Raw genomic sequence first — 14,506 nt, forward strand, 5'->3', positions numbered from 1 at the left:
CAGCCTAAAATAAAACCATATTTTCCCTTGAGACCAATCGTAAGTAAAAAACATATTTTCTGGACACTCGGAACCATTGCGCTACTTATTCTAGTGTATAGTGCGGTACATTTCTATGTTAAGAACAAGATAGCACAAGTATTTCAGGATGAACTTGAGTCTACTTTGAATGTGGAGTATGACGAATTGAGTTTGAATATACTTTCTAGTCACCTTAGTTTAGAAAACATAACTTTAGCGCATCAATCTTTGTTGGAGACTGCAAAAATTGGTAGGCTAAGCTTAGACGGTTTTGGGTATTTGGAATATTTTAGGCATGGTACTATTTCCGTTGATCATATAATAATAGATGGTGTAACTGCGGCATTCCAAACGAGAGATAGCACTGGTACAGAAAAATCTACGGCATCAAATTTTAAAGAAAAAATAGCCGTTCAGAATTTTCAATTATTGGACGCAGACTTGAGACTTGTAGATAGACAAACAGATAGTTTGTTATTTTCTGCAGAAGCTATTGCTATGGAGGTGAGCGATATTAAGTTGTCTTCCAATACCTTACAGGACAAAATTCCTTTTACATATTCCTCTTATACTTTAACAGCAACTTCTATTAAAACAGTTTTGGGGCCGTATGAAAATTTGCATATAGATACTCTTAAATCTGATGGTGCAGTAGTGCTTAATGGGGTAGAATTAAAGACGAAGTATACTAAAGTGGCGTTGCAAAAGCATATTTCGAAAGAGCGCGATTGGATTTGCCTGAAAATACCCGAGGTGACTCTCTCTAAGTTCGATTTTAAGATGGAACAAGATTCACTTAATGTAAATATACCTTCTGTTGTATTAAAAGGATTGGCTTTAGAAATGTTTAGAAATAAATTAATGCCCGATGATTATACCCTAACAGATATGTTTGGAAAAACAATCAGGAACTTACCGTTTGGTTTAACTATTCCTTGCTTAATGATAGAGAACGGGAGCGTCTCTTACTCAGAGTTAGTAGCGCCAACTACAAAACCAGGAGAATTAATTTTTACAGAGGTGACTTCTGTAATGAAGAACATCTCGAGTGTGGGTTCAAAACCACTTACTATTAAAAATAAGGCCAAAATTATGGGGGCAGCCCCTATTGAATTAAATTGGTCTTTCTATGAAGAAAACGGTAAGCATCTGTTTAAAGCTTCTGGGGTTATTTCTAATTTCAACACCGAAGAATTAGATGCTTTTTTAAGACCTAACTTAAGAGCAGAGGCAAAGGGCACCATTGATGCTTTATATTTTACCATTAGCGGAGATGAATATGTATCTTCTGGAGATATAAAAATGAATTACTCCGATTTTAGTTTTGTTGTCTTGAAAAAAGACCGTCTAGGGGTGAATAAATTTTTGACCACAGTGGTAAACCTCTTTACAAATGATGGCTCTAATACGGATCAATACGGATTTAGACATGGGCAAATAAAAGTGGAAAGAGATCCTACAAAATCATTCTTCAATTATTTATGGATTAATGTAAAGGATGGAATCTTGCATACCATGGTGGGGAACGGTAAAAAAGAATAGATGTAATCGGATTAATAATAAAACGGAACAAGATACTACCCATAAGGGTTCTAAGCTACCTTTATTCAAAATACTAGACATGGAAGATATGGGAGTCATTTCAACAAATAAAAATAAGATTACGCTGTTTTACAATTCAGAAAATAGCATAGGGAAACAATGTTATGGCTATGTACAGGCTTCTGATAAAGAAGTTCTAGGAATAGATATTTCTAAAACAAATATTACCGGTACACAGTGGGCAGAGCTGGCCGAGAAACTAGAAATTCCTGTAAAGCAACTCATAGATACAGAACACCCAGATTTTGTAGAGTTATATGGCGATAAAGCTATTGACATGGAAGCTCATGACTGGATAAAAATTTTAGATAAGAATCCAAAATTAGTACAATTTCCTGTTTTAGTATTTGGTGAGAACTATTACCAACTAACCTCTGGTGCTGATTTTAAAAAGTATCTTGAAGCAAATAGCGCTGGTATAGAAAAAAAGTAAACAACTTATTTTGAATCAGAAAAAACATAGAAAAGTATATAAAAAGAAAAGGTATGTGGTGCCTATAGTTATAATCGCTGTTGTGATTATCGCTAGGCTACTTTTGCCAGTTTTCGTTAAGAAATATGTAAACAATGTCCTTGCAGATATTCCTGGATATTATGGCCATGTAGAGGGAATAGATATTTCGTTGATTCGAGGAGCCTATGTAATTCACGATCTATATTTAAATAAAGTAAATGCAGGTTCGGAAGTGCCTTTTTTAAATTTTGAAAAGACAGATATCTCTATAGAATGGAAATCGCTTTTAAAAGGTAAGGTGGTGAGTGAAATTACTATGGTACATCCTGAAGTTATTTATGTTTTTGAAGATCAAAAAGAAGGGGTTGCAGAAGATCCAGATATTGATGATTGGACAAAGGCTTTGACAGACTTAGTGCCTATTGATATTAATAATTTAGAGATTGTAGAAGGAAAAGTAGCCTTTGTTGAGGTTACTGCAGAACCAACAATAGATCTGCATATGAATAAGGTAAATCTCCAAGCTACCAATCTAAGAAATATTGTACAAGAAGACAGAACGCTACCCTCAGATTTGCATGCCACAGCAGTCTCTATAGGTGACGGAAAATTTACCCTTAATGGAAAGATGAATTTAGTAAAGCCTATTCCAGATGTGGATATTGGTTTTTCATTAGAAGATGCTTCTATTACGGCATTAAATGATTTTACGAACCATTATGCAGGTATAGACTTTGCTTCTGGGAATTTCAATATTTTTAGTGAAATAGCTATTGCAGATGGTTACTTGAAAGGGTATGTAAAACCATTATTAAAGGATTCAAAGCTAATTAGTAAAGAACAAGATAATTTTTTTGACACTCTTTGGGAGGGCTTTGTAGGCTTCTTCAAGTTTGTGTTAAAGAATAAAGGAAATAATACTTTAGCAACAAAGGTGCCTATGGAGGGCGATTTGAATAGTGTCAAGTCTAAAGTGTGGCCCACATTCACCAATATTATAAAAAATGGTTGGATTAAAGCGTTTAAAGGTACTGTAGATGATGAGATTACTTTTGAGGATGCAGAGCAAGAGGCCGATAAGAGCTCTAAGAAAGAAAATAAGAAAGATAAAAATTAAAAAATATAATTGTTAGCTGTTTGGAAAAGGGAGAAATTACACTTGTAATTCTCCCTTTTTTTTGATTATCCATTAGAAGAAAAACCAGGGTAACAGGTCATTCCGCCATCCACAAAAATTGTAGTGCCATTTACGTATTCAGATTCATCTGATGCCAACCAGCTGGCTACGCTTCCGATATCTTCTGGCAACCCCATGCGGTCATAGGGGATAAGTTTTAAGATGTTCTCTAAGCCTTCTTTAGTTTCCCATACTTCTTTGTTAATGTCTGTTTTTATAGCTCCTGGCGCAATAGAATTACAACGTACTTTTTTAGGAGCATATTCTTGACAGATACTTTCCATCAACATTTTTAAACCTCCTTTGGTGGTGGCGTAATTGGCATGGCCTGCCCATGGAATAATTTCATGTACAGAACTTATATGGATGATTTTACCAAGAGAATTGGAAACTTCTGGGCGCATACCACGTCTCATAAATTCATTAAGCGCTTCTTTAGCACATAAAAATTGTCCAGTTAAATTGGTATCTATAACTTGTTGCCAAGCACTTAAAGGCATTTCATGCAGAGCATAATCTTGTTGTATTCCTGAATTAGCTACGCATATATCTACCGTACCAAATTTTGAGATGGCTTGCTTGAATAAGTTTTTTACATCAGCTTCCTTTCCTACATCGCATTGAACAACGATGGCGTCTCCGCAATTAGAGTTTTCCTCAATCCAATGAGCCACCTCTTCGGCTTCTTCTTTGCTACTGTGATAGTTGACTACCATATTGGCACCTTCCATTGCAATTGATTTGGCTATAGCGGCACCAATTCCAGAGCTAGATCCGGATACAATACAGGTTTGATTTTCAAGTCTATTATTAGGTTTTTGCATGTTTTAATTTTTTATACCTCAAATTACAATTAAAAGCAGATTATCAGGGGTTTATGTTTTTTTTGAGCCAATTATTTTAGCTTTTGAAGCAATTCTAGCAACAGGTGGATACGGGGCCGCTTTTGGATTAATTATTCATTGATTACCATTAATGAAAGTAGGGGTAAACCCTTAATTTAGTGGTAGATAATAATTAAAACATATATATAATGAAATCAGAAACAGCAGAAATCGGAATTAAAAAATCAAATAGAAAAGCAGTAGTTGAAATGTTAGAGCAACTATTGGCAGATGAATATTTGATGTATACAAAATATAGAAATGCACACTGGAATGTTGAAGGACATGACTTTCATACCAAGCATGTGTATTTTGAAGAAGAATATGGTAAATTAGAAACTATTCTAGATGCCGTAGCGGAACGTATCCGTATGCTAGGATTTTATTCTCCAGGATCTATGAAACGTTTTATAGAGTTGTCTCAATTAGACGAAAACGGCCCAGAACAAAATGATAGTATTAGTTTTATGGAAATATTATTAGAGGATCATCAAAAGGTAATCACTTTTATTAGAAAAAGTATTGGTGAAAATGCAGAAGAGCATAATGATGAAGGTACCGCAGATTTTATTACAGGAATCATGCAACAACATGAGGAAATGGCTTGGATGTTAAGAGCGTCAGTGAAGAAGTTCTAAGAGCTTAAAAAAAAATAGTAAAAAGCGTTAAGACGATAGTCTTAACGCTTTTTTTATGCTTTGAATTTTTAATACAGCCTACCAAGGTCGTCCTTAGCATAAAAGGTGGTTTCAGTTATATGATTCCAAATTAGAATTAATGTACTGTAAAGAATAGTACGCTTGTAAATTATTGAATTTCTCATAGCCTCTTACTGGGCTGATAAGCTTTAGTTATGGGCATTACAGATAGACGTTCATTGAATTTAACTACAATCAGCATGTTTATGTGATTTTAATACCTGGAGTTTTTCTGCCGAGGATCGTGAATTAAATGTAACGTATAAAAAAAGCCAGCTATATAAGCTGGCTTTTACTATTCTATGTGTGTTAGATTATGCAGTAACACCTAATCTATGTTGATTGTCTTGGTAGTATTTTGGACTACAGTCATACTTTTCTTTGAAAATTTTAGAGAAGTAACTTCTGCTAGTTAATCCTACGGTATAAACAATCTCCGAAATATTTAGATCTGTAGTTTTAATTAAGTTTTCAGCAGTTTCTACACGTACGTTTCTAATAAAATCAGTCACCGTTCTATCATGTAATAATTTAAAACCTTCTTGTAATTTTGAAGGAGATAAACCAGACTTTTTACTCAAGTATTTTAAGCTATATTGAATCTCTGGGTAGTTTTTAATAAAACTTGAGATTTCTTTAATATCTTCCATTTCACTTCTGGTTAATGAACCGAAGTTGTTTTTAAGATTCTTTAAATCTTCTTTATGTTGTTGAATTTCTAAAGCTAAAATTACGTGTACGGTACCATTTATTAATAAGTTACGTACAATACCTTTTTGGCTAATTGCATCTATTTGTTGAATTTTCTCAGCAATTTTTAAGTTGTAAGAACCAACATACGTATACATTTCTTCACCATTTTTAGGCATGAAGTTTTTTATCAACTGATTTTTTAATAAATCAATACTTTCATCATCAGACACCTGTAATGCATCAACTTTTATGTTGGTAAATTTCACAGCTTGGTCTTTTCTGAAGAATAAAATAGAATCTCTATTTGGGTCGCTTGAGAATATACCTGTTTGAAACTGATTTAATGATTTTTTTACAGAAGTTTCACTAAACCCGTATGATAATTGTCCGTTAGAACAATACATAAAGTTAATTGGGTTAGTAGCGCTTGTTGTGCTTTTTATGATGGTATCTTGCTTAAAAGTAACATCATATTTCATAAATGTAATATCGTTCTTAAAAGTGATCCCTGAGATAGAACCGATAGCTAAATCACTATTCAATTCTAATTTAAATTCTTGACTTGTTTTATTTAATTTCCCACCTAATTCATTCTGTAGGTCATTAAACATTTGAGATATTGTATTTGTTTTTAGTTGTATCGTTTTCATAATGCTGTTTTTACGTTAATAATTGTTCTCTTTTAAAACACTAATAATAAGAAGCACTGCTGCCATTATTAATACTAGATGAATTAATAGGCCGAAATCAAAAAAGAAAAACCCTATGGCCCACAGCGCTAATAATATTGCTGCTAGAATTTTAAAGTATCTGAGCATGCTAATCTGTTTGTTCTATATTCTTGTCTACAACACTATTTCCAATGTTGTTAGAGATGTAGTCGTTTAAAGATTCAATAGTAGTTCCTATGGCACTTCTTATATTTCCAACTCTGGAATTTGTCTGATATTTATAGTTATTCTGATTCATAGTAGTTGTTTTTCTGATTGAGTTAACAATTGTGGTACATGGTTGTTTTGTACATGACAAATTTCGGCAAACAGGGAGCCTTGTTTGTTACACAATTATTTGATAGTGTTATATAATTATTGGAAAGCGCTATTATCTAAATAGAAAAACCCCTGTTTATAGCTATAAACAGGGGTTTTTGAAATAATGTACGATTTACATCATTATAGGATTGTTATTTCTCTCAGCACTTTAGGCAGGTAAAAAAACGCAAAAAGTAGATCCTTTTCCTAGTGCGCTTTCGGCTAATATATGTCCGCCATGGTTTTGAGCAATCTTTTTACAGATGGCTAAACCGATACCGGTGCCAGAATATTCTGTTTTTTGATGAAGACGCTGAAAAAGTTCAAAAATCTTATCAGCATGTTCTTGTTCAAAACCAATACCATTATCTATAATAGATATGCGGTAATAGGATTTGTGTTTTTTTATAAAATTGTTTGGAATCTCATTCCGTTTTAATTTTTTACAATCAATGATGATCCTAGGGTCTTCTTTGCCACCGTATTTAATAGCGTTAGAAATAATATTATTAAATAGTTGTTCCATCTGAAAGGGAACCGCATTAAGGGTAGGTAGGTTATCTACGATAATTTCTACGCCCGACTCCTTTATACGTGCTTCTAAATCTTCCTGTACTTTATCTATGATCTCTACTAGACTAACAGAAGTAAACTCACTTTTTGTTTTATTGATCCGAGAATAAGACAATAGGTATTTGATAAGCATTCTCATACGTTCAGAAGAGGAACTAATCTTGGTAAAAAACTCTTTCCCTTTCTCTGACAAATTCTCATAATCACTATCTTCTATTCTAGAGATAAACATTTGAATTTTCCGTATAGGCTCTTGTAAGTCATGGCTGGCAACGCGGTTAAAGGATTCTAACTCTTCATTAGATCTTTTGAGCTCCTGATTTTTCTCTTTTAATTTGAGTGCATCTTTTATTTGAGTAGAAATATCTTGTATTACCCCAATTAAGGCATTGTCTTGGAAGTGACCTGTAGTTCTAAAGTGTTTTATTTTTCTTGACTTATTAATAATGCGATAAGAAAAATCTACAGATTTCTTTTTATCAATAGCCTCCTTAAGATTTTTCTTGTACCCCGCAAGGTCTTCTGGATGTATAAATTTCTTATAATTTTCATGCGTCGGTAAAAATTCTTGAGGCTCGCAGTCTAAGAGACTGTATAGGTTATCTGATATTTCAGAATTATCTTCATCATCACTTAAAACATCCCAGCGGTAGCTCCCTATTTTTGCCAATGTTTTAGCATCTCTTAGAATAGCATTTTGTATTTTCAGCTGGTCGTTCACCTCTAAAATTTTCTGCTCATCTTGCTTCTGTTTCGAAATGTTCTTAGACGTAACACATACCCCATCACCAGTTTTAATGGCATAGGTGTCAAACCACATATGAACGCCATTAAAGATGTAATCTCTTTCAAATTCCACAGGTTTACCAGTTAAAATCGCCTCTACAAAGAATTCAAAAACCCCATTTTCCATTAGAAATGGGTAGGCTTCCGAGATCTTCTTTTGTACTAATTCATCGGGAGATTGACCCGTTGTATTTTTAATTTCTTCATTGGTGTATAGGATAGAGAAATCTATAATAGTACCTTCCTTATCTAGTATTGGTTCAAAGTAACTAATAACATTATTGGTACTTCTAATTACATTTTGTAAGAACTCATCAGTTTCTTTTATCTCTTCATATTGCTCCTGCAGTTCTAAATTTAAGGTGTTAAGTTTTGCAACAGACTCTTTTTCATGAGTGGTGTTCTTAGCAATAACCAACAAACCATCATTCAAAGGCCTGATTAAAGAATCTAACCATATTTTTTTCCCATTTAAAAGTACTTGCCGACTTAGATTACCCTCTTTTTTGTCTATAAAAGATTGCGCTAATACGTCATATTCCCCATTCAGAACAGTAAATGGAAATATTTTTGAAATCGGTTGGCCAACAATAACTTCAGGATCTAAACCAAAATCAGTTTTATTACGTTCATTGGCATAGACTAATTTAAAATCAGTTACTTCCCCATTATCATTAAAAATAGGTTCATAAAAGTTTACTATATTTTCTGTTTTGGCCATGACGCTAGAAAGAAATGCTTCTGCTCTAGATCTACTTTTACGCTCGTTATTTATTTTTATAAAAGATAAAACAAATACAAACATGGCAAATGCTCCAAGAACCAAAATCATGAAAGGAGATAGGAAAGCGTAGGAATTAAACTCTTCTTTACGTTCTTTTAAAAGCTTTTCTTCTTTAATCAACATAAAATTTTTACGTTGATTAAGCTCTGCCATAATGTGAGAAACTTCGTCTAGCTTGTTGCGCTCATTTACGGAATACTTAAGTCTTACTTTAGGGGAAACGGCAATTGCTTTCAATGCGGTTACCAAGTTATTTTGTAATTCTCCTATACGCGTCAAGTGTGTCTCCTGTATAGGATTGTCTAGGACTAATTCATTTAACCTTTTAAAGGTAGCATTAGATTCATCAATATACTTTTGAAAAGAAATAGAAGTAACCAAAGTATCTTTCCGCAGTAAATTAGTCAACTGTGCAGATTCCATTTGTGAATAAATAGCGAAAAGGTTATTTATTTCAGTCTCTACTTCGAGGGTATGTGTTACAGAATTGGCAGCTTGTTTAAACTCCGATATTTGTTTGTAGCTTATACTACCAATAAAGGTGAGTAAAGCCGCTGCAATAATTAGTAATACTACATAGAGTTTTGGGGATAATATTAGCTTTTTAGCCACGATGTTGTTCTTAAATTCTTAATAAAAAATTCTCTCTATTTAAGGCAGATGTTTGGTATTGCCAATTAAGCTGCAAAACTTTTTCAATCACAGTTTTTAATTCTCCAAAGCTATTAGGCTTATTGATATAGACATTAGCACCATTAATAAAGGTGTCTTCTATATCTCTCTCCGAAGAGGATGTGGAGTATATAGCAACTGATAAGTCACTGAGTTTAGGATTTTCTCTAATCTCCTTTAGGCATTGCATCCCATTTTTAATAGGCATATTTAAATCCAAAAAAATAACTTCTGGTAGTATTACATTGGGCAACACTAGGTAATCCATAAGTTCTTTACCATTGGTAAATAATGATAATTTTGTCTTTATTTTTATTTCTTCGATAGCATCTTTAAACAAAAGTCTATCGTCTTCATCGTCATCTGCTAATGCAATGTTCAGTGTTTGGAATGCCATGGATAATTTATTAGTCTCTATCTATTGCCTTTTCTTTTCTCTTTTTGATAATTTTTTGAAAAGAAGAAGGAGTTAGTCCGGTTGTTTTTTTAAACTGTGTTGATAAATGAGCAACACTACTGTAATTTAACTTATACGCAATTTCAGTAAGGGTTAGATTATTCTCAATAATTAAAGTTTTGGCTACATCAATCTTTTTTAAAATAACAAAATTCTCAATGGAAGTATGAGTTATTTCAGAAAATAGATTTGAAAGATAGGCATAGGAATAGTCTAGCTTTTCTGACAAATAAGTAGATACATTATATTTTTGAGCTTCTTCATCGCCATTGACAACAAGAGTAACAGCATCTTTTATGCGCTGTACTAATGCTGTTTGTTGGTTGCTGATGATTTCTATACCGTATGCTGAAAGTTTTTCTGATAGAACTAACATTTGAGCACTACTAGGAGTTTGCTTAAAATCTATTTCTCCAGTACCTAGTAAAGTATAGGTGAACCCCATAGCGTCTAATTGCTCACAGAGCACTTTTCTGCATAAGGTGTTATATTCAAACTTTACATTTATTGTCATAAAAGCAACTTTACTAAGGCCAAAGGTGAGTTTTACAAATATCGTATATTTTTGAATGTACCCTTTCTTTGTTTAAGTTTTATTTAACCACTAAAAATGAGTTTGCTAATTAGTTATGCTCAAAATTGGATTTAGGAATTTCTTTGAAAAATTCTGCCATGACCGTATCACTAGACGGACTATAATTAGCCAAGACGGTACCTTTAGCGCCATCATTTGTTTCAATGATGTATAAGATAGACATGTCTGACGGATTACTCATCCCTTCAAAACGAAACTCTTTCTTGATGAAAATACTTTCTGGAGCGTAGTTTGTTTTAGTTTCTAAGTCTATTAAAACATTATCCTGGGCTCTAAAATTGTGTGTATATCCTTTTTGTTGATATTCCTTTATGTATTCTTTTTCACTTTTTGCATATTCCATAGTGTAGTTTTTAAAGGTTTAAAAAAAGGACAAAATCAATAAATTGAGTTCTGTCCTTTTTAAATAATTAGTGTTTCAGATGCTCTTTATTAATTGTCATCTGTATGATCGTCAATTTCATCTCCTACTTCTTCAGCGCCTTCTTCGATATCGTCTCCAACTTGTTCAATCTTGTCTTCTGTAGTTTTTTCCTCATCTCTACAGCTTGAAACGGTTAAAAAAGAAGCTCCAAGAAATAAAATTAATAGGGTATGTATTACTGGCTTTTTCATTGTTTTAATTTTAAGTTAATACTTGTATTTAGTGCTTAGACTTTTTTTCTTCCAGTTAATAGGGAGATAATAAAAAGTACTAAGAATATAAAGAATAGAATTTTAGCGATGCTTGCTGCACCTGCTGCGATTCCTCCGAAGCCGAATACTGCGGCTATTATTGCTAATATTATAAATGTGATTGTCCAACGTAACATAGTGTTTGTTTTTAGGTTAAATAGAAGTTAGCTCCTTGCCAACTCTCTGATACAAAGATGCAACCGTTTTAGAGTTTTGATTAACGTAATCGGTTAATTTGTTGCTCCATAAACAATTGATATTCTTTAGGATATAGCGCATAAAAAAAGGAATACTTTAAGGTATTCCTTTTTAGGTAAATTTTTGATGCTTAAAGAATTAGCTGATGTTCTCCATCACTTTTTCTTTTGCTAGATCTAATTCAATTTGATTCATTTGCTGTGTAAGCAAGGTAACGGTACTAGATGGTAAGTTAGTTTCCGATAGTACATCTTTATATTCATCAATGGCAGCCTTTTCACCTCTAATAGCTTCTTCTAACATAGACTCTGCAGTGTTAGAAGATACAAATGCCTTTACATCCATCCAGGTTCTGTGTGCAGCTGCAGCTATACTTCCGCCTTTATCAATGTTTTGTCCAAAACTATTGATTTCTGTTTTTAAATTATGGCCAAAATCATAGCGTTGCTGGCTTTTTCTAGTGAAGAAAGATTTTAAAACCACATTATCTGTGTTCTCGGCTGCTTTCTTATATCCTTTTTCTGCATCATAAGTTTTCTCTAGTAATGCATTTAATTTGTTTCCTACTTCCTCTGTATATGTACTCATAGTTATTGTATTAATGTGATGGGGTTATGTAATGCTACCCCTTTAGCATATCTCAAAGTTACTTTCATAACTTCATTGCGATTAATGCATTAGAAGTTTAGATTGCCGCTAAAAGATTTGTTTCGTTAAAAAAATGTTAGGCTTCATTTTGCTCCTTAGTGAACTTAAAATTTTCTGGAAAATCTAAAGTTCTAATAGGGAATGGGATATTTATATTATTTTCGTCAAATGCTTTTTTGATATAAATCATAGCTTCTGTCTTTGCTTTTGCTACCTCTAGAGCTGATGTAGAATCTATCCAAAATCTAGTTTCAAAATTAATAGAGCTGTCTCCAAATTCGGAATACAAAAAGATAACATCATCTTTATTTTCTACAGGATCAAAATTGGAGCTAATGGTTTCTTTAACTAAATCTCTTACAAATTCTAAATCTGATGAGTAACCAACGCCGCATGTTAAGATAACTCTAGACTGTGCAGTTGATGAGAAGTTTTTAATAGGATTTTCTAATACTAATTTATTAGGTAAATACACCAAGTTATTATCAGGCTGTCGTATGGTTACGGCGCGTAAATCTATATCTACCACTTCACCTTCAAAATCATTGCTCTCTATCCAATCTCCGAATTTTATCTGCTTAATATAGGATAATACAATTCCGGAAAATGTATTTGATAATGCTCCTTGTAAGGCTAAACCAACTGCTAATCCGGCAACTCCGGCTCCTGCCAAGATGGTATTTAGTGTTTTACTTAAATCTAAGATTCCTAAGACCAAGAATAAACCGGCAAGAATTACTAAAACAGAAATCAATTTTGCAATTACATTCTTCATTGATTTTTGAAGGCTGCTTTTGCTAAGAAGTTTTAAGGTTAATCTACTGATGTATTTTGAAAGAAAAATAACAATGGTGAATACTATTATGGCAATTATGATATTGGGTAAATTAATAATGATATTATTTAACCATGATTCTAATCTACTGGCCATCTTGTTCCAGGCATCTGCTAATTCAATTTTCATATATTTTTCTTTGAATGCACTAATTAGTGGTGCATTTTATTTGAAACTACTTAGTTTAGTTTGGTTGATGTGAAACGGAGAAAAAGAAAAACATGGCTTCAACTTTTAGGATCATTGAAACCATGCTTCATCAACCAACATTATAAAATGTACTCAAAGATACTTTAGCAATATGGTATGTATGTGCTATATCCATTGTATCATTAACGGTTATGAAATTTCACGATAGTGCTAATAATAAATGTATTGCGTATCTTAAAAGTTAAGAGAAAAGAGGAGCTTTGCATACTTAAAATTTTGACCGATGATAAAATCTATAATAAAAAAATTAAGAGCTTGGTATTATAAGGTTCTTTATAGTATTGCATTTTACCCTGTTTTATTAAGTGTATTGTTTTTAATTGTGGCGGCAATCACCAACCGTGTAGAGAGTTTAGATTTCATCATAAAGATTAAAGAGAAGGTACCGTATCTCTTCATATCGGACTATGATACTTCTAGAGCAATTTTAAATACATTGGTTGCCGGAATTTTATCGTTAACCGTGTTTAGTTTTTCCATGGTGATGGTGGTACTCAACCAAGCCTCTTCTAACTTTTCTCCTAGAGTATTGCCTAGTTTAATATCTAATAAAAAACACCAATTAATTTTGGGCTTTTATATTGGAACTTTACTGTATTGTATTTTCTCTTTAATTACATTAGGAGCAAAAGGGGTAGACTCTAATGCTATAGGTTTTTCTACGATGCTAGCTGCAGTTTTTAGTGTGGTTTGTATTGTACTTTTTGTTGATTTTATTCACAATATATCAACCTCCATTCAAATAAATACTATTGTAGATCGTATTTACACTTCTAGTTCAAAATCTTTACAAAAGGCGTATAATGAACAGCACCAAAAAACAACATTAAGTGTTTTAGAGACCGATGATTTTAAACCTTTAATGGTTAAGGAGACGGGTTATTATTTAAGTTTTGATGTTTCGTTATTATCAGATTCTTATAAAGATGAAGAGTTACAGATAAATGTACTGCCTTATTTAAATCAACATTTGTGGGAAGGAGATGTGATAGCTACGGTCTCAAAGAATTTATCCGATCAACAGGTAGATGATTTATTATTCGGTTTTAGCTTATCTACTAACAGACATTCTGGAGACGAAGGTGTTGGAGGTATGATAAAACTAATGGAAATAGCGGTAAAAGCAATGTCTCCGGGGATTAATGATCCTGGTACTGCCATTGAAGCCATAACAAAATTAGGAAAGCTTTTGTATCAAGCTGTAGCATTTGCCAATGCAACCTCAGAAAATATAGCAGATACCAAATGGATTGTGGTATCGCATAATATAGCCATTGAAGAATTGATGCGTATTGTGGTACAGCCAATTCGCTTCTATGCAAAAGAAGATTGTACGGTGTTGTATCAATTAATAAAAGCTTTAAAATACTGTTTGACAAATCCAAATATCTCTGAAGACAATAAGAAAAGTATCGTATCAGAACTCATGCTTATCAAAACTACTGTGGCTAAGCATATAGATAGCGCAGCGGATAAGGAAGTGTTATTAAAGTTGTTCTGATGTCAAAAAAAA

The 14,506-nt window shown here is 32.9% G+C and carries 17 protein-coding genes; 5 read left to right on the plus strand and 12 right to left on the minus strand.

Features of this window, described 5'->3' with window-relative positions:
• Window positions 1-27: 27 nt before the first annotated feature.
• From M666_RS06450 to M666_RS06460, 3 genes are read left to right on the plus strand one after another with little or no spacing between them, the layout of a single operon-like run.
• Window positions 28-1,563: an AsmA family protein gene (locus M666_RS06450; RefSeq protein ID WP_151198038.1), complete on the plus strand. Its 1,536-nt coding sequence runs from the start codon at window positions 28-30 to the stop codon at window positions 1,561-1,563.
• Window positions 1,520-2,056: an arsenate reductase family protein gene (locus tag M666_RS06455; RefSeq protein ID WP_226989957.1), complete on the plus strand. Its 537-nt coding sequence runs from the start codon at window positions 1,520-1,522 to the stop codon at window positions 2,054-2,056. The genes M666_RS06450 and M666_RS06455 overlap by 44 nt, the downstream gene beginning before the upstream one ends.
• Window positions 2,057-2,066: 10 nt before the next feature.
• A complete protein-coding gene (locus M666_RS06460) occupies window positions 2,067-3,194 on the plus strand; it encodes a DUF748 domain-containing protein (protein ID WP_029447291.1) in 1,128 nt (375 codons plus the stop codon).
• A gap of 65 nt (window positions 3,195-3,259) precedes the next feature.
• Here the strand turns inward: M666_RS06460 and M666_RS06465 are convergent, their stop codons facing one another.
• Window positions 3,260-4,078, minus strand: coding sequence for a glucose 1-dehydrogenase (locus M666_RS06465; protein WP_029447290.1), 819 nt, complete (start codon window positions 4,076-4,078; stop codon window positions 3,260-3,262).
• 209 nt (window positions 4,079-4,287) lie between these two features.
• On the opposite strand from M666_RS06465, the gene M666_RS06470 reads away from it, so the two are divergent.
• A complete protein-coding gene (locus M666_RS06470) occupies window positions 4,288-4,776 on the plus strand; it encodes a Dps family protein (protein ID WP_025616088.1) in 489 nt (162 codons plus the stop codon).
• A 374-nt stretch (window positions 4,777-5,150) separates the two neighbouring features.
• Here M666_RS06470 and M666_RS06475 read toward each other — a convergent pair whose 3' ends face one another.
• The 11 genes from M666_RS06475 to M666_RS06515 form a co-directional block, all read right to left on the minus strand.
• Window positions 5,151-6,179 (minus strand): AraC family transcriptional regulator, encoded by a 1,029-nt coding sequence (locus tag M666_RS06475; RefSeq protein WP_029447289.1) that lies wholly within the window; start codon window positions 6,177-6,179, stop codon window positions 5,151-5,153.
• Between the two features lie 15 nt (window positions 6,180-6,194).
• Window positions 6,195-6,347 carry a lmo0937 family membrane protein gene (locus tag M666_RS20355; protein ID WP_139150184.1) on the minus strand — a complete coding sequence of 51 codons (153 nt, stop codon included), beginning with the start codon at window positions 6,345-6,347 and terminating at the stop codon, window positions 6,195-6,197.
• A 1-nt stretch (window position 6,348) separates the two neighbouring features.
• Complete coding sequence (locus M666_RS20480) at window positions 6,349-6,498, minus strand: hypothetical protein (RefSeq protein ID WP_155854742.1); 150 nt, start codon at window positions 6,496-6,498, stop codon at window positions 6,349-6,351.
• 231 nt (window positions 6,499-6,729) lie between these two features.
• Entirely contained in the window at window positions 6,730-9,315 is a 2,586-nt protein-coding gene (locus M666_RS06480) for an ATP-binding protein (protein WP_029447288.1), read from the minus strand.
• A 10-nt stretch (window positions 9,316-9,325) separates the two neighbouring features.
• Window positions 9,326-9,772: a response regulator gene (locus M666_RS06485; RefSeq protein ID WP_029447287.1), complete on the minus strand. Its 447-nt coding sequence runs from the start codon at window positions 9,770-9,772 to the stop codon at window positions 9,326-9,328.
• Window positions 9,773-9,782: 10 nt separating this feature from the next.
• On the minus strand, window positions 9,783-10,346 hold the full coding sequence (locus tag M666_RS06490; protein ID WP_024482086.1) for a helix-turn-helix domain-containing protein: 564 nt from the start codon (window positions 10,344-10,346) through the stop codon (window positions 9,783-9,785).
• 109 nt (window positions 10,347-10,455) lie between these two features.
• Window positions 10,456-10,770, minus strand: a complete 315-nt coding sequence (locus M666_RS06495; protein WP_024482085.1) for a hypothetical protein — start codon at window positions 10,768-10,770, stop codon at window positions 10,456-10,458.
• 89 nt (window positions 10,771-10,859) lie between these two features.
• Window positions 10,860-11,042, minus strand: coding sequence for a hypothetical protein (locus tag M666_RS06500; protein ID WP_029447286.1), 183 nt, complete (start codon window positions 11,040-11,042; stop codon window positions 10,860-10,862).
• A 35-nt stretch (window positions 11,043-11,077) separates the two neighbouring features.
• Window positions 11,078-11,239, minus strand: a complete 162-nt coding sequence (locus M666_RS20210; protein ID WP_024482083.1) for a DUF1328 domain-containing protein — start codon at window positions 11,237-11,239, stop codon at window positions 11,078-11,080.
• Between the two features lie 199 nt (window positions 11,240-11,438).
• On the minus strand, window positions 11,439-11,888 hold the full coding sequence (locus M666_RS06510; protein ID WP_029447285.1) for a ferritin-like domain-containing protein: 450 nt from the start codon (window positions 11,886-11,888) through the stop codon (window positions 11,439-11,441).
• A gap of 136 nt (window positions 11,889-12,024) precedes the next feature.
• A complete protein-coding gene (locus tag M666_RS06515) occupies window positions 12,025-12,912 on the minus strand; it encodes a mechanosensitive ion channel family protein (protein WP_024482081.1) in 888 nt (295 codons plus the stop codon).
• Between the two features lie 304 nt (window positions 12,913-13,216).
• Between M666_RS06515 and M666_RS06520 the strand changes: the two genes are divergently transcribed.
• Window positions 13,217-14,494, plus strand: a complete 1,278-nt coding sequence (locus M666_RS06520; protein ID WP_029447284.1) for a DUF2254 domain-containing protein — start codon at window positions 13,217-13,219, stop codon at window positions 14,492-14,494.
• Window positions 14,495-14,506 lie beyond the last annotated feature (12 nt).

Origin of the sequence: Cellulophaga baltica 18, assembly GCF_000468615.2 — a bacterium.
GTDB lineage: Bacteria > Bacteroidota > Bacteroidia > Flavobacteriales > Flavobacteriaceae > Cellulophaga > Cellulophaga baltica.